We start from the raw sequence: 16,222 nt of genomic DNA on the forward strand, positions 1-16,222 counted from the left end.
GTGTGTATCCGCCGAATGTGTCAAGCAGGTTGTCCACCATCCCCGGTGGCGGATCTTTGCTGTATCAATTGCTCCATCAGCAGCTTGGCCATTTCCTTTTTGCGCTCGGGTGGCAGGCGCGGCGAGATGGCGCCGAAGCTGATGGCGGCCTGGGTGCTGGCCGATGCGGTGAAGGTGCAGCCGACGCCCGAGACGCCGACGGTGAGCGTGTCGGTGATGTCCGCGTAGCCGATGGCGCGGGTGCGGCGCACGGCTTGGAGCAGGCATTCGCGGGTGAAGTTGGCGTGCAGGTATTCCTCGGCGTGGCGGTCGTGGATGCGTTCGATTTCGGCGTCGGAGAGTTGCGACATCAGCGCCAGGCCGCCTGCGCCGAGGCCGAGCAGGCGGCGGCCGCCGACGTCGGTGGTGAAGACTTTCACGGGGAAGTGCCCTTCCTCGCGGGCCAGGCACAGGCAGTAGTCGCCCTGGCGGATCACGAGGAACACCGTGTCGCCTGACATGCGCGCGAGCTTCTGCATGAGGGGTTTGCAGTTGTCCACAAGCGGCACGCGGCGCATGGATGCGAAGCCGAGTTGCATGGCGTCGATGCCGAGGCGGTAGGACTTGGTGTCGGGATCGCGTTCGGCGAACTGCTCTTCGGCCAGGCACGAGAGCAGGCGGTGGGCGGTGGAGCGCTCCAGGCCCGACGCGGCCATCACCTCGGTGAGCGTGATGCCGTCTTCCTGGTGCTCGGCCAGCAGGCGCAGCAGGCTGAGCGCGCGGCGCAGGCTTTGTGCGCCAGCGGTGCCTGTCGCGCTCTCGGTGGGTTTGGAAGCCGGTTTGTCCATATTGTGGGAAAAAGTCTCGATTGTGTTTGTAATGCAGGAAATGGCGAGTCTAGACTGAATGCCATTGCTGAGACAAGGAGACAAGCACATGGCGAACTACGAGACGCTCGAGATCGAAAACCACGGCGCAGTGCGCCGCATCCTGCTGGCGCGCGAGGCCCAGCGCAATGCGCAGAGCCAGCAGATGCTGGACGAGTTGATGGCCGCGTTCGACGAGGCGCGTGTGGACAACTCGGTGAACGTCGTCGTGCTCGGCGGCAAGGGTGCGCATTTTTCGGCGGGGCACGACCTCAAGCAGGCGCAGGCCGAGCGCGCGAACTTCACCGTGGAGGAGCGCTGGGCGTATGAAGAGCTGCGCTACTTCGACTACTCGATGAAGATCTGGGACTTCCCCAAGCCGACCATCGCGCAGGTGCAGGGCGCGTGCGTGGCGGGCGGCTTCATGATCGCCAACATGTGCGATCTGGTGGTGGCCAGCGAGAGCGCGTATTTCTCCGACCCGGTTGGCCACACGCTGGGCGCGGCAGCCACCGAAGTGCTGATCCACCCGTGGGTGATGGGCGCGCGCAAGGCCAAGGAGATGCTGTTCACCGGCGGCAAGATCAGCGCGCAGGAAGCGAAAGAAATCGGCATGGTCAACCGCGTGGTGAGCGATGCGGAACTGTCCGACGCCACGCTCGCGCTTGCGCAGCAGATCGCCAAGGCACCGCCATTCGGGCTGCATCTCATCAAGCGTTCGATCAACCGCTCGCTCGATTCGCAAGGTCTGCGCACGGCGCTGGCCGCGCACTTCGACACGCACCAGCTCTCGCACCTGAGCGAAGGCTTTCTGACGGCGCGCGATCGCGGTCTGGCCAATGCGATCCAGAAGAACCCAGAGAAGGCTTGAGCGCGCCATGTTGTCTCCCGTGAAAACTTCAACACACCGTCTTGAGCCGCTGCTCAATCCCGCGTCGATTGCCATCGTCGGCGCAAGCAACAATCCCGCTCGCATCGGCGGCATGCCGATCGCACATCTGACGAAGTTCGGCTATCAGGGTCAGATTTTTCCGATCAACCCGAAGTACGAAGAAGTGTTTGGCCAGCGCTGCTATGCCGACATCGAATCGCTGCCCGAAGCACCCGATCTCGTGGTGCTGGCGATTGCCGCGCCCGACGTGCTTGCGATGCTCAAGCGCTGCGCGGCCAAGGGCGCGCGTGCGGTGATCGTCTACGCGGCGGGCTTTGCCGAAGAAGGCGAAAAAGGCGCGGCGCTGCAGGCCGAACTCGAAGCGTATGTCGCGACGACGGATCTGGTCGTTGCCGGCCCGAACGCGATGGGCTTTGCAAACCTGAACACGCAGGCGCACACCAACTTCGCATCGGTGTTCAACACTGCGCCGATGCAGGAAGGCCAAGGCAGCGTCAGCCTGCTCACGCAAAGCGGCAACGTGTGCGCTGCGGTGTATGCGATTGCGCGCCGCCTGGGCGTTGCGTTCAGCCACTTCATCAACACCGGCAACGAGGCCTGCGTGGACTTCGCGCAATACCTCGAATACCTCGCGCAGGACGATGCGACCGAAGTGGCCATGGGCTACATCGAAGAGCTGCGCGATGGCGAGCGCTTCATCGCGGCGGCGGAAACCTTTGCGCGCAGCGACAAGCTGCTGATTCTCTACAAGGCGGGCGAGACCGAAAAAGGCTCGGAGGCCGTGCGTTCGCACACCTCGGCGCTTGCGGGCGATCAGGCGGTGTACCAGGCCGCGTTCCGTCAGCTCAACATCATCCAGAGCAATGACTTCGTGCAGATGGCGCAGCTCGCGCATCTGGCGCAGTACCGCCATCAAAGCGCTGGCAAGCGCGTGGCGATCATCACGATCTCGGGCGCGCTCGGCGCGATTCTTGCCGACAAGTTCATCGGCGCGGGGCTGGACGTGCCCACGCTGCCGCAAGCGCTGCAGGACACGCTGCGCGCCGGCATCCCCGACTACGGCATGGTGAGCAATCCGGTCGATGTGACGGGCAACGTGGTCAACGATCCAGGATTTGTGCGCACGGCGATGGAAGCGCTCGCGCAGTCCGACGCGGTGGACAGCGTGGTGATCTACGCGCCCGGCTACATGCTCGACCGCATGGCGGACGATCTGTGCGCGGTGTCGGCGAAGTTCTCCAAGCTGTTCGTCGCCATCGACACCGGAGCGGCCAAGACGCGCGAGCAACTGCGCAACGGCGGCGTGCCGGTGTTCGAGGACATCGGCGTCGCGGTCTCGTCGCTTTCGCCTTTCCTGCTGTGGCAGGAGCGTCGCAAGCACAACCGTTGGCTCGATGTGCGCCATCAGAGCGCTCCCGCGCGCACCGCGTTGCCGGAAAGCCTTGATGAATTCCGCACCAAGCAATTGCTGGTGCAGCACGGCATGCCCGCAGGCGCGGAGCGCGTTGCTGCCAACGCGGACGAAGCGGCGCAAGCGGCGGATGCGATTGGCTATCCCGTCGTGCTGAAAGTGCTGTCCGCCGACATCGCGCACAAGACCGAAGCCGGTGGCGTGCGTCTGCGTCTGCAAAGCGCAGATGAGGTGCGCAAGGCCTTCGATGAAGTGATCGCAAGTGCCAGAAACTACGCTCCCGAAGCGCGCATCGACGGTGCGCTGATCTGCAAGATGGAATCGGGCGTGGCCGAACTCATCGTCGGCGCGACGCGCGATCCGGTGTTCGGCATGACGCTGACCGTGGGCCTCGGCGGCGTGCTGACCGAGCTCTACAAGGACGTGAGCCACCGCGTGCTGCCAGTCGATGCGGATATCGCCCGCGAGATGCTCGGCGAGCTGAAAGCCTTCCCGCTGCTCACCGGCTATCGCGGTCGCGCGCTGGGTGATGTGGACGCTGCGTGCGCCGCCATCGCAGCCTTCTCGCGCGCCGTGCTGGCCTTGCAGGAGCAGGCCGACGAGGTCGAAGTGAACCCCCTGCTCGTCAAGCAGCAAGGCCAGGGCGTGTGCATGCTCGACGCGCTGGTGCTGCCTGCAGACAAGTGAACAACAACGCAACAACGCATTCCCCAACCCGAAAACCAAGAGGAGACAAGCAACCATGGTCATCAAGAAAATCATCTCGACCGTCGCCATCGCGGCCGCAGCCGTTTGCGGCACAGCTTATGCACAGGGCGGTAACTACCCGAGCAAGCCCGTCACCATCGTCGTGCCGTTCTCGCCGGGCGGTGCCACCGACATCATGTCGCGCACATTGGCCGAGCGTCTGAAGAACCGTCTCGGCCAACCTGTGATCGTCGAGAACAAGCCCGGCGCGGGCACGATGATCGCGTCCGAGTTCGTCGCCAAGTCGGCACCCGACGGCCACACCGTGCTGCTTGCCGCATCGTCGCTGGGCATTGCGCCCGCGCTGTACAGCAAGGTCAACTACGACCCGGTGAAGGACTTCACACCGATCTCGCTCGTGGCCTCGGTCGTGCACGTGCTCAGCGTGCACCCCAGCGTGCCCGCCAAGAACGTCGCCGAACTGGTGACCTGGGTGAAGGCCAATCCCACCAAGGCCAACTACGGCTCGGTCGGCGCTGGCACGTCGACGCATCTGGAATCCGAACTCTTCAACACCATGGCCGGCGTGAAGATGGAACACGTGCCGTACAAGGGCAGCGCGCCTGCGTTGCTCGATCTGGTCAGCGGCAACATCAACGTGATGTTCGACGCGTATGCATCGTCCAAGCCCTTCATCGCCGATAACAAGATCCGTCTGCTCGCCGTGACCACCGCACAGCGATCCAAGCTGCTGCCCAACGTGCCCACGGTGGCGGAATCCGGCCTGCCCGGCTACGAAGCCATGCCCTGGCTCGGTTTTGTCGCACCCGCAGGCACACCCGCGCCGGTCGTGAACAAGTTCCACGCAGAACTCATGGAAGTCCTCAAGGAACCCGCCGTGCAGGAAAAATTCCAGTCCCTCGGCCTCGACATCATCGGCAACAAGCCAGCCGAGTTCTCCGAGTTCATCAAGAAGGACATCGTGAAGTGGGCCAAGGTGGTGAAGGATTCCGGCGCAAAAGCGGACTGATCGACTGATTGATCAATCGACGCGGCGCAAGCCGCACGCGCGCCATGACGTGTTGACCACTTCGTGATCAATCACCACAACGACAAGACAGCCCTTCAGGCGCGACGCGAAGCCGCAGACAGTACTCATGTACGGCCAGGCTTCGCAACAAAGCATGAAGGGCTGTATTGGCGCCCACGTACGGATAACCCATCGAAGCCGACAAGGCTTCGTGAACACAAAAACAGGATTGAAAGTACCATGCAAGTGGGCTACTCAACTGAAGACGAAGCCTTCCGCATCACATTGCGCGACTGGTTCGAAACCCACTTCCCCGCGTTCAAGGCCGCCTGGCCGACGGAACCCGATCCCAACAATTTCGAATGGCGCAGAGCCTGGGAAGACTACGTGTGCGCCGCAGGCTGGTCCGGCCTTGGCTGGCCCGAGCAGTTCGGCGGCAAGAACTGGCCGCTCACGCGCCAGGCGATCTTTCATGAAGAGCAGGCCCGCATCGGCGCGCCGCTGGGCGTGAACATCATCGGCCACGGCATTCTCGGCCCCACGCTGATCCACTTCGCCAGCGATGCGCAGAAGCAGCGCTATCTGCCCGGCATTCTGAGCAACAAGGACATCTGGTGCCAGGGCTATTCCGAGCCCGGCGCGGGATCGGATCTCGCATCGCTTTCCACACGCGCCGAGCGCAAGGACGACCACTGGCTGCTCAATGGTCACAAGGTGTGGACCTCGTTCGCCCATATCGCCGATTACTGCTTCGTGCTCGCGCGCACCGACGCGACGGCGCAGCGCCACAAGGGCATCAGCTTTCTGCTGGTCGACATGAAGCTGCCGGGAGTGCGCGTGGAGCCGATTCGCCAGATCACCGGCGAGTCCGATTTCAACGAGGTCTTCTTTGACGACGTGAAGGTGCCGCTCGATGCGCTGGTCGGCGAAGAAAACGGCGGCTGGCGTCTGGCGATGGCGGCGGCCAGCTTCGAGCGCGGCACGTATTTCATTCCGCGTCAGGTGCGCTTCACGCAGGAAGTGCAGGCGCTGAAAAATCTGGCCGTCAACACGCCGGACGATGACGGCAAAACCGCACTCGACAACCCGCATCTGCGCCGCGACATCGCACGCCTTGCGGTGGACAGCCACGTGCTCAAGCTGAAGACCTTCCGCGCGCTCACCAACGCGCTGCGCGGCGGGCCGCCGGGGCCGGAGGGCTCTGCCACCAAGCTGCACTGGAGCGAATCGCACCAGAAGCTCATGGTGCTGGCCAACGAGGTGCTGGGCGAACGTGCGCTCGCGGGCGCCGAGCCGCACAGTGCCGACCGCGAGGCTGCGGGCTGGACGCGCGACTACCTCTGGACCCGCGCCGAGACGATTCTGGCGGGCACGTCGGAAGTCCAAAGAAACATTCTGGCCGAGCAGATGCTGGGCTTGCCCAAGGGTTGAAGACACAAAATGGATTTCGCACTCAACGACGAGCAGCAGATGCTGCAGGAATCGGCACAGCGCTTCTTCGCCGACCACCATCCACTCACCCGCGCCCGCAAGGCGCTGCCGTTTTCCGACGCCGCGCAGCAAGCGCTGTGGCGCGACATGGCAGAGATGGGCTGGATGGCCCTGCTCGCCCCCGAAGCCATGGATGGACTGGGGCTGGGCCTGACCGATGCCTATCTGGTCGCCGAGACGGCGGGCAGCCAACTGCTCAATCTGCCCTGGGCGAGCAGCGCGGTCTTGCTGTCCCTCTGGATCAAGTTTGCTGAAAAAAACGCGCCAGAGGCCCTCAAATCGCTTCTGATCGGCATTCTTGCCGGGGATCGAGTGGCGCATTGCGTCGATGCGAGCGACAAACTGTGGGATTTCTCTGCGCAATGCACCGATCTGGTCGTGGTGCGCGGGCTTGAAGATATCCACAGGCCGCTCGAAATCGCCATCATCCCGGCGTCGACAACCGGCGAGTCGGGCCTCGATCCGACGATCCTGCAATCGCCAGGCGCTGCAACCGACCTGCCATGGCAGCAGCTCGACTTATCCACAGCCGACCGCGCACATGCCCGCAGCGCGCACCGCTTGATGCTCTGCGCCGAACTCATCGGTGTGGCGCAGGCAGCGCTGCAACTGGGCGCGAGCTATGCGAAGGAGCGCGTGCAGTTCGGCAAGCCCATCGGCAGCTACCAGGCCATCAAGCACCAGCTCGCGAATGCGTGGATGGCTGTGGACAACGCGCGCCTGTCCGCGCTCTACGCCACGGCCGCGATGGACGGCCATCTGCCCGACGCCGCATTCGCCTGCGCCGCAGCCGAGTTCACGGCCATCGAAGGCGCGCTGCAGACCACGCGCACGGTAATGCAGGTGCACGGCGGCATGGGCTTCACGTGGGAGCACGACGCGCACCTGTACCTCAAGCGCGCCCAACTGCTGGCGGCGCGGCTGGACGGCGCGTCGAAGGCGCTTACGCGGGTGGAGGAACTGGCGCTGGCGTAACGCGCCAGTCCACCCCATCCACCGCGATGGCGCTTTGGGAGATCAGCCCGCAGCGCGCTTGGAGCGGCGTGTGCGCACGGCTGCGGCGAGCTGCTCCAGCACCGGCACGGTCTGCTCGAAGCTGATGCACGCGTCCGTCACTGACACGCCGTGCTTGAGGGGTTCGCCGGGCACGATGTCCTGGCGGCCTTCTTCGAGGTGGCTTTCGATCATCAGGCCCATGATGCGCGTGTCGCCCGCAGCCACCTGGCCTGCCACGTCTTCTGCCACGACGATCTGGCGCGCGTGCTGCTTGCTGCTGTTGGCGTGCGACAGGTCGATCATCACCTGCTCGCGCAGGCCCGATTTCTTGAGCAGTTCGCAGGCCGCGTTCACGTCGTCGGCGCTGTAGTTGGGCTGCTTGCCGCCGCGCAGGATCACGTGGCAGTCCTTGTTGCCGCGCGTCTCGAAGATCGCGCTCTGGCCCATCTTGGTCATGCCCATGAAGGCGTGCGCCGATTCGGCCGCGAGGATGGCGTCCGAAGCCACCTTCACGCCGCCGTCCGTGCCGTTCTTGAAGCCCACCGGGCACGAGAGCCCGCTTGCGAGCTGGCGATGGCTTTGGCTCTCCGTCGTGCGTGCGCCGATCGCGCCCCAGCTCACCAGATCGCTGATGAACTGCGGCGAGAGCAGGTCGAGGAATTCGGTGGCCACCGGCAGGCCGAGTTCGAGGATGTCGAGCAGCAGCGCGCGCGCCATCTGCACGCCGTCGTTGATGGCAAAGCTGCCGTCCATGCGCGGGTCGTTGATGTAGCCCTTCCAGCCGACCGTGGTGCGCGGCTTCTCGAAGTACACGCGCATCACCACCAGCAGGTCCTGCGACAGCGCCTCGGCCTGCTTTTTCAGCTTGCAGGCGTATTCGATGGCCTGGTCGTGGTCGTGGATCGAGCAAGGGCCGACGACCACCACCAGACGGTCATCCTGACCGTGCAGCACGCGCGAGATGGCCGCGCGGCTGCCTTCGACGACTTCCAGCGCCGAGGGCGGCGTGGGCAGCCATTCCTGCAGCAGCGCCGGGGTGAGCAAAGGGCGGACTTCCTTGATGCGCACGTCGTCGATGCGCGTGGTATCCAGTGTGGAGATCTTGGGCTTGTTTGCAGCCGAAGTGGACGTGGGGGTGGTGGTCTGAGTCATGGTGCCTCCATTGTCCTGCAAGCCGCACACAGCATTTCCTTTCAGGGATTTACGCGCCGGTTTCCAAAAAAGCAGAACGGATACCAATCGACGCGGCTTGTTTCCCGGACCCTTTGAGCCATTCCAAATGAGTTCTCCGCTTGCAATGAAACCATGACTTTCTGCAGCCTGTCTGCGCAGACGCTCTTTCATTTTTTCCGAACTCTGCGCTCAGGTTCCACAAGAACAGAAAACGTGTCACAGATCGGCTGTGACGGGAGGGAATCGACCATGACCAAGAATCCGCAAGCGCGCATCGATGCCGCTTTCGTGCAAGGCGGCAAGACCACCAGGGCAGACGCAACCACTACCACCCCCACCCCCACGCCTTCTCCCATCGCTGCACAGAAATCGCAAGGACTGGCTTGCTCCCCGCGCCCCGAGGTGCCCACGGTGGGGTACGGCGTTCACGCAGCGACTGGTGCGCTGGTGCTCGGCGGCGCCACGCAAACGGATTTCTCGCTGCCGGGCGTCCTGCCCCTGGTTTGGGAGCGTCGCTACTGCAGCTATGCAGATGTGGCGCAGGGCGGCGTTTGCGGTGTGCTCGGTCATGGCTGGCGCACGCCGCTGGAGCTGCGTCTGGAGGTGAAGGCCGATGCCTGCGTCCTGCACGATGTCGATGGCCGCAGCATCCACTTCGATGCACTGGCTGCGGGCGAGATCCACTACAGCCCAAGCGAAGATCTGTGGCTGCTGCGCTCCGGCAGCGATGAGGAAAAGGGGCCGAGCTGGTATGCATCGCCCGAGCAACGCCGATTTGCGCATCTGCCCAAGGAGATGGCGAGACGCCAGCACGTGATTTTTGCCGGACACGGCCGAGGCGACGAACTGTGGGCATTCGCGCCCTGCAATCGCAAGGCGCTGGAGGACGGCAGCGCATCGATCCCGTCGCAGGAGTGGCAACTGCTCGGCCGCATCGACCGTCTGGGGCGCATTCAGCGCTATCGCTACGGCAGCGTGCTGGGGGCGACACGCCTTGTCGCCATGCAGGACGGTGTGGGCCGCTGCTACCGTCTGCACTACGAGCAGGTGCGCTCGCCGCGCCCCGAACCGCGCTATCCATCGGGCCACTTCTGGCAGGCCGACAGCGGCGTGCGGCTGACCAAGGTGGAGTTGCTCGGCACGCCCGATGCCTTCAACGCGCTGGATCCTGAACTGCTGGTGCGCTATGTCTACAGTGCTGAAGGCGATCTGGTCGAAGTGCGCAATGGTCGCCGCGGATGCGAAGGCCGCGAAGAGGCCACGCAGCGCTTTGCCTACCGCAACCACATGCTCACCCTGCATCAGGAGCGCGGAGGCCCCGAACACCACTACCGCTACGAGCGCAACGAGCCCGGCGCACGCGTGATCGAACAACGCAGCCAGCAGGGACTGACGCGCCATTTCAGCTACCAGACGCTGGCAATCGACGAGGACAAGCAACCGCGTGCGAAGACACTCGCGACCGACAGCTTCAAACGCAGCACCAGCCATCTCTTCAAAGGCGCGGGTGGCCTGGCGCGCCTCGTGGAGCACACGCATGCCGACGGAAGCACGGTGCGCCGCGCGCACGATGCGCATGGCCGTCTGCTCTCCATGACCGATGCGCTGGGACACACGACGCACTTCTGGCCCGATGCGATGGGTCTGGCGACCTTCGTCCAACATCCCGACGGCGGCGAGACGCGCAACGAATGGGATGCTGCAACCGGCCTGCTGCTTGCCGTCACCGATCCCGAAGGCCGCGTCACGCGCCATCATCATGATGCGTGGCAGCGCGTGGAACGCATCCAGCGCGCCGATGGCAGCCTGGAGCGGCGCGTCTATCCCGATCCTGCTGCTGACCGAAGCATTGCGCATCTGCCGTCGCAGATCACCGATGGCGCGGGCGGCACCACGCAATTCGTGCATTCACGAGAAGGTCTGCTGCTCAGTCGCTGCGACCCCGATGGACACACCACGCGATTCGAATACTCCAAAAGTGGCTCATTGACAGCGCACATCAACCCCCTCGGAGAGGCCGAGCGATACGAGCACGATGAACGTGGTCAGCTCATCGCGCTGCATCGGGCCAATGGGGTGAGCGAGCATTTCCAGCGCGATGCGTGCGGGCGCGTTGTGGCGGTCAGCGTGACCGGCAACGCCACGTCGGAAGCGGCCTTGCGCATTGCTGGCGACGTGCGGATGCAGTACGACCTGTGGGGACGAATGGTCGAGCGCGAACATGCAGGCCACTGCGTGAAATGGACCTACGACGATGCCGGCCGGCTGACCGAGTACACCAACGAAAGCGGTGATGCATGGCGTTTGCAATGGGATGAAATGGATCGTCTGGCGCGTGAGATCGGGTTTGACAAACGCACGGTCGAATACCGCTACGGCGTGGGCGGCAGGTTGCATGAATGCATCGACGGCAGCATGAAGGAGCAGGATCGCGAGGCGCACACCATCCGTTATGAATGGAGCAATGCGGGAAGGCTCTCGGCCATCAGCCACCCCGCCAATGCCGACAGCGCGGCCTTCACCACGCGGTTTGAATGGAGTCGCGCCGATGAGCTGCAATCGGCTGGCAACTGGATTGCGAACGCCGATGGCGCGAATGTTGAAGGCGCAAAAATTGATAGTGCAAAGGTTGATAGTGCAAGGGGCAAGCCGAAAGAACAGCTTCTCAGCCGCATCGAATGGCGTCGCGATCGCATGGGCCGCGTGATTGCGCAGACGCATCACCTTTTTGATTCTCAAACGGGAAAGCAGGAATTCGAGTACTGCATCAGCCATGTGCTCGATGGGCAAGGTCGGCGCACGGCAAGCGAGCTGGGAACGCTGGGCTCGGTGGGCTACGAGCTGAATGCGTCGGGCGTTCTGCAAAGCCTCACATGGCAGCGCAGAACGCAGATCGAGTTCACACGCGATGCCCTGCAGCGCGAGAGCGCTCGCCTGCTGACGACGGCAGGCGTTCGTCGCCAGATCGACTGGAACTCTGCAGGCCTGTGGCAGACCATGGAATGGTCGGGTGACGCGCTGCCGCCCTCCACGACCAACATCGCCGCTGCGGCGATTCGGGCGCGGCAATACCTGTACGACCACGCGGGGCGCATGCTCGCCATCCACAGTGACGTGGGAACCAGCCGCTTCGCCTACGATGCGCATGGCCGTTTGATCGCATCCCACACGCCTCAGGCGGGCGCGCAGCGCTGGTCTTTTGATCCCGCAGGCCACCGCCTGCCTCAGCCTTCGGACGTGATGACCGCAACCCATGCGGACGCCATGGAAGCCGAATCGGCCTGTGATGACGAAGAAACCAGAGAGTTGGTGCGCAGGCCGGAATCCGAGCTCGCCCACACCACGCGCTGGGCGGGTGGACGTGTCGATTACTACACCAACGCGCACGACAAGCGACTTGGCGAGGCACGCCTTTGCTACTGTCATGACAGCCGCAGCAACCGCACGCGCGTGCTCGATCTGCACACCGGACGCGCGGTGCGTTTGCACTACGACGCGGCCAATCAGCTCGTCGCAGCGAAAGGCGTGGACGCGCAAGGCAAGTCATTCGTGCGTCACTACCGATACGATGCGCTGGGCCGATGTGTCGCGCTGTACTCTCTGGATGAAGACGGCAAGACCGTTGACGCCAAGTACTTCGGATGGGATGGCGATCGGTTGGTGCATGTCGAGCGCCACGCCACGCGCGGCAACGCGGACAGCACGCCCACCGACATCGTTCACACCGTGTATGAACCGGGCACGTGCACGCCGCTTCTGCAGCTCGCCAAGGGGCAGGCGCATGAGGAGTCTGTGGACAAGACCGTGCAGACGCCTGATTCCAAACCGGCGCTCAAGGATGCATCGCATCACCATCAGAACATGCGCGAGATGCTCAAGAACCTCGAAGATCTGGACGCGCGCATCAAGGCGCGTTTGGCGGGTGACAGTGGAAAAAATGCGAACCATCAGGCGTTTCTGGTCCGACAGGTCAAAGCCGCGCAATCGGCGCAGCAGCATCCAGCATTGCCGAAAGCCGTCGACGAGGCGAGCAACATCCAGATCCGCCATGTGCTCACCGACCACACCGGCAGTCCTGCCGCGCTGCTCGATGCAAAGGGCTCGGTGGTCTGGGCGTTGCAACAGGACCCATGGGGCAACGATTGCGCAGAGCACAACCCGCAGCATCTGTGGCAACCCATGCGCTCCGGGGGGCGTCATCTGGATGCATCAACGGGCTTGCTGATGGATGGCTCGGGGCGTTGCTACGACGCCTGTTTGGGCGCCCACATCAACTCGGGACCGCGCCCTGCTTCTTTGGATTCAGATGCCGCATTGCGGCACACCAACGCCGTGCGGGAACATCTAAAACCGCCGATAAGCCGTGGGCTGCTTGGACCAATACTTTGAGCCCAGCGAATCGAGCCGTACCGTTCCGCCTGTGGATGGTGCGTGCACGAAGCGCCCTTCTCCCACATAGATGCCTGCATGCGTGGGCGTGCCGCGTCCAAACACGACCAGATCACCGACGCGCAGATCGCTCCTGGAGATGGCCTTGCCGAATTCATCGAGCTGCGCCACGGTGCGCGGTAGCGACACTCCTGCGCGGCTGCGGTACACATAGCCGATGAGGCCGCTGCAATCGAATCCGCTGTCAGGTGTGTTGCCGCCGTAGCGGTAAGGCGTGCCGACCAGTCCCATCGCGTGGATTGCAATGTCGTCGGCCTGCTCCGCCGAAAGCCGCGAAACGCCCTGCCCCGAAGCGCGTGAGGACTGGGAGGTTTGGGACGTGGACGGCGTGGGTGTGGAGCTGCAACCCGCGATCAGCACGGCAGCCGCCACCGTCAGGCAATGAAGAAGTGCTCGCATGGGCTCCAAGGGTATCAGCACAGGGCGGTTGGCCCAAGCTTTTTCCTTGCAGAGCATGGGCTTGTGGCACATGCTCTGTGGCGTGGCGATCTGTGAAAGCGCCGAGGGCGAGCCCGTTGAGTCTCCGCGTGTCACCGCGATTCGCACCCCCTGTGTGGATAGGCGGAAGTGCGAAACCATTGCTGGAGATCGCTCGGCAGTGTCAGGCTGCTGCTTCGGTGCTCATCGTCTGCCCTGCCGCACGTCGCGCAATCAGTCGATTCGCCACGCTGACCACGGCCTGCACGGACGCGGTCACGATGTTGTGGCTCATGCCTGCGCCGAAGGTGGAGCCGGCAACGCCTTCCATCGCGGCTTCGATGATCGCCAAGGCCTGCGCGTTGGCTCCGCTGCCGGTGGCGCGCTCTTCGTAGTGGTCCACGCGCAATGGCAGGCCGAGGGCATCCACGGCGGCTGCTATCGGGCCATTGCCCTGGCCTTGCAGCTTCTGGCGTTCGCCGTTGATGGTCACGTCCATCTCGATGCTGTGGCCTTCGTCCGTGAGCTTGTGGCTGTGGCAGATGATGGCTGTGGCGCTTTCAGGCGTCGCAAGGTAGGTCGCGTTGAACAGCTTCCAAAGCGCATCGCCGGTCATCTCGGTTTCGCTGGTGTCGGTCTGGCGCTGCACGACGTTGCTGAACTCGACCTGCATGCGGCGCGGCATCACCACGCCGTGTTCGCGCTCCATGAGGAACGAGATGCCGCCTTTGCCCGACTGGCTGTTCACGCGGATCACGCTGTCGTAGGTGCGGCCGAGGTCGGCGGGGTCGATGGGCAAGTAAGGCACTTCCCAGATCGCGTCCGCACGTTGCGCGGCAAAGCCCTTCTTGATCGCATCCTGGTGTGAGCCGGAGAATGCGGTGAACACGAGATCGCCCGCATACGGATGGCGCGGGTGGATCGGAAGCGATGTGCATTCTTCGGCAATGCGCGCCACGCCGGTGATGTCCGAGAAGTCGAGATTCGGATGCACGCCTTGCGTGTACATGTTGAGCGCGAGCGTCACGATGTCCACGTTGCCGCAGCGCTCGCCGTTGCCGAACAAACAGCCTTCCACTCGGTCGGCACCGGCCATCATCGCGAACTCTGCTGCGGCCACGCCCGTGCCACGGTCGTTGTGCGGATGCACGGAGAGCACGACGTGTTCACGCGGCACGAGGTGGCGGTGCATCCATTCGATCTGATCGGCGAACACGTTGGCAGTGGCGTTTTCCACCGTCGTCGGCAAGTTGATGATGATCTTGCGCTCGGCGTTCACGCCCCAGGCTTCGATGGCGGTCTGGCAGGCCTGCAAGGACACATCGAGCTCGGCGCTGCTGAAGGTCTCGGGCGAATACTGCAAGATCCACTCGGTCTCGGGATGTTTGTCGGACTGCTTCTTGAAGTGCGAGACGTGGTGCTTCACCAGCTCCATCACCTGCGGCACGCCCATGTTGAAAACGATCTTGCGCCATGCAGGCGCGACGGCGTTGTAGATGTGGACGATGGCGCGCTTGGCACCCTGCACGGCTTCCACGGTGCGGTCGATGAGGTCTTCGCGCGACTGCGTCATCACCATGATGGTCACATCGTCGGGAATCAGATCCTCGTCGATCAGGCGGCGCACGAAATCGAAATCGGTCTGCGACGCGGCGGGGAAACCCACCTCGATCTGTTTGAAGCCAATGCGCACGAGCTCCTTGTAGAGCTGCATCTTGCGCTCGCCGTTCATGGGCTCGAACAGGGCCTGGTTGCCGTCGCGCAAGTCAGTGGAAAGCCAGATCGGCGCTTGCGTGATGGTCTTCGACGGCCAGGTGCGGTCGGCCAAGGCGATGGGGGCAAACGGCTGGTACTTGCTGGAAGGATTGGAAATCATGATGACGGGGCTCCACATTGGGTTTGTGTGCTGCAGCTGCTGACGCGCCCTGATTCCTTGTGAGGAGCGCGGATCGAAGAAAAGCACGACGAACGGGTCAAACGAAACAAAAATCGAATGACGTCCCCTGCCGTCCTGCAATGCTCAGACGAGACTGCAGACGGGTATGTGGGCCGGGGTCAGGGGGATGTCGGTGTTGCGTTGAAGCTTGGTGAAGAAGAAGCCACTGCTACTGGGCTTGTTGTGTTCGATTCTTCAGCTTCAGGCAACGGAGCGTGTGCACGCAAGCAGACCCCGGCCAAGCACTAGGCTTAGACGTAGGGTGGTTAGTAGCTGCTGCTGGGTGCGTCGCATATGCGAAAAATAGTAGCACGCGTATGTCGATTTGGGCAAATCGGGTAACCCGTTTTGATTGCGGGGCTTTGGGGTCGCTTGTTGTTTGACCATTCCTTTTTGGTTCGTTGCTGCTGGAGTTGATTCTGTTGTGTCGTTGGCTGCGGGTGCCGGGAGTTCCGCCCGGCGGCGGAGTCACTTTTGCTGGCGCGCAAAAGTGACCAAAAGGCGCTTTGAATACCTGCGGCAAAACTCTCTTCGCGCCGTAGGCGCTCCGTTCAGACAGCTTGCCGCAAGTCAGTCTGGAAGAGGTATTTACGGCACTTCGCGTTGCTCGTGACCGTTGATCTCGCGACTTCGCGAGATAGGGGCATGGGGTTTGTGTGCGGATTTTGGAGTGTGGGGTGATCCGTTTTTAAAAAATGAATGTTGGCTCATTTTTTTGGCTGATGCATTGCCTAAATTTTGAGCAAAAGTTCGTCTGTTCGTGGGTTCGGAATTTGAAAAATCCGCGTTTTGAGGCTTTGGGACCACTTTTTCAGCGATTTTTTGGATCGTTTTGTCGCTCGCGGAACGATGCATTCAACTTTTCCGTTTGGGATGCGCGTGCTTTCTCGAATTT

10 protein-coding genes are annotated in these 16,222 nt (G+C 63.1%); 6 read left to right on the forward strand and 4 right to left on the reverse strand.

The features are described 5' to 3' along the window. Window positions 1–20: 20 nt before the first annotated feature. A complete protein-coding gene (locus tag G7048_RS11640) occupies window positions 21–827 on the reverse strand; it encodes an IclR family transcriptional regulator (protein WP_166068293.1) in 807 nt (268 codons plus the stop codon). An 88-nt stretch (window positions 828–915) separates the two neighbouring features. Here G7048_RS11640 and G7048_RS11645 point away from each other — a divergent pair, with 88 nt between their 5' ends. The 5 genes from G7048_RS11645 to G7048_RS11665 all read left to right on the forward strand — a co-directional run bounded on the left by G7048_RS11645 (window position 916) and on the right by G7048_RS11665 (window position 7,331). Continuing rightward, window positions 916–1,716, forward strand: a complete 801-nt coding sequence (locus tag G7048_RS11645) for an enoyl-CoA hydratase (RefSeq protein ID WP_166068294.1) — start codon at window positions 916–918, stop codon at window positions 1,714–1,716. Between the two features lie 19 nt (window positions 1,717–1,735). Beyond that, window positions 1,736–3,835, forward strand: a complete 2,100-nt coding sequence (locus G7048_RS11650) for an acetate--CoA ligase family protein (protein ID WP_240933252.1) — start codon at window positions 1,736–1,738, stop codon at window positions 3,833–3,835. Between the two features lie 55 nt (window positions 3,836–3,890). Then, window positions 3,891–4,865: a tripartite tricarboxylate transporter substrate binding protein gene (locus tag G7048_RS11655; RefSeq protein ID WP_166068296.1), complete on the forward strand. Its 975-nt coding sequence runs from the start codon at window positions 3,891–3,893 to the stop codon at window positions 4,863–4,865. Window positions 4,866–5,105: 240 nt separating this feature from the next. Continuing rightward, window positions 5,106–6,296, forward strand: coding sequence for an acyl-CoA dehydrogenase family protein (locus G7048_RS11660; RefSeq protein WP_166068297.1), 1,191 nt, complete (start codon window positions 5,106–5,108; stop codon window positions 6,294–6,296). A gap of 9 nt (window positions 6,297–6,305) precedes the next feature. Next, entirely contained in the window at window positions 6,306–7,331 is a 1,026-nt protein-coding gene (locus G7048_RS11665; protein ID WP_166068298.1) for an acyl-CoA dehydrogenase family protein, read from the forward strand. A gap of 42 nt (window positions 7,332–7,373) precedes the next feature. Here G7048_RS11665 and G7048_RS11670 read toward each other — a convergent pair whose 3' ends face one another. Continuing rightward, window positions 7,374–8,504: a 3-deoxy-7-phosphoheptulonate synthase gene (locus G7048_RS11670; protein WP_166068299.1), complete on the reverse strand. Its 1,131-nt coding sequence runs from the start codon at window positions 8,502–8,504 to the stop codon at window positions 7,374–7,376. A gap of 270 nt (window positions 8,505–8,774) precedes the next feature. Here G7048_RS11670 and G7048_RS11675 point away from each other — a divergent pair, with 270 nt between their 5' ends. Next, window positions 8,775–12,914, forward strand: coding sequence for a DUF6531 domain-containing protein (locus G7048_RS11675; RefSeq protein ID WP_166068300.1), 4,140 nt, complete (start codon window positions 8,775–8,777; stop codon window positions 12,912–12,914). Here the strand turns inward: G7048_RS11675 and G7048_RS11680 are convergent. Next, entirely contained in the window at window positions 12,870–13,373 is a 504-nt protein-coding gene (locus tag G7048_RS11680) for a C40 family peptidase (protein WP_166068301.1), read from the reverse strand. The genes G7048_RS11675 and G7048_RS11680 overlap by 45 nt on opposite strands. Window positions 13,374–13,575: 202 nt before the next feature. Then, on the reverse strand, window positions 13,576–15,267 hold the full coding sequence (leuA, locus tag G7048_RS11685; protein WP_166068302.1) for a 2-isopropylmalate synthase: 1,692 nt from the start codon (window positions 15,265–15,267) through the stop codon (window positions 13,576–13,578). Window positions 15,268–16,222: the final 955 nt, after the last annotated feature.

The organism is Diaphorobacter sp. HDW4B, from assembly GCF_011305535.1.
Taxonomy (GTDB): Bacteria; Pseudomonadota; Gammaproteobacteria; order Burkholderiales; family Burkholderiaceae_C; genus Diaphorobacter_A.

Bases quoted from the DNA above. Each gene is read 5' to 3' on its own strand.
- G7048_RS11665 (WP_166068298.1), top strand. From the start codon at position 6,306: ATGGATTTCGCACTCAACGACGAGCAGCAGATGCTGCAGGAATCGGCA.
- G7048_RS11660 (WP_166068297.1), top strand. From the start codon at position 5,106: ATGCAAGTGGGCTACTCAACTGAAGACGAAGCCTTCCGCATCACATTG.
- leuA (WP_166068302.1), bottom strand. From the start codon at position 15,267: ATGATTTCCAATCCTTCCAGCAAGTACCAGCCGTTTGCCCCCATCGCC.
- G7048_RS11670 (WP_166068299.1), bottom strand. From the start codon at position 8,504: ATGACTCAGACCACCACCCCCACGTCCACTTCGGCTGCAAACAAGCCC.
- G7048_RS11645 (WP_166068294.1), top strand. From the start codon at position 916: ATGGCGAACTACGAGACGCTCGAGATCGAAAACCACGGCGCAGTGCGC.
- G7048_RS11680 (WP_166068301.1), bottom strand. From the start codon at position 13,373: ATGCGAGCACTTCTTCATTGCCTGACGGTGGCGGCTGCCGTGCTGATC.
- G7048_RS11655 (WP_166068296.1), top strand. From the start codon at position 3,891: ATGGTCATCAAGAAAATCATCTCGACCGTCGCCATCGCGGCCGCAGCC.
- G7048_RS11675 (WP_166068300.1), top strand. From the start codon at position 8,775: ATGACCAAGAATCCGCAAGCGCGCATCGATGCCGCTTTCGTGCAAGGC.
- G7048_RS11640 (WP_166068293.1), bottom strand. From the start codon at position 827: ATGGACAAACCGGCTTCCAAACCCACCGAGAGCGCGACAGGCACCGCT.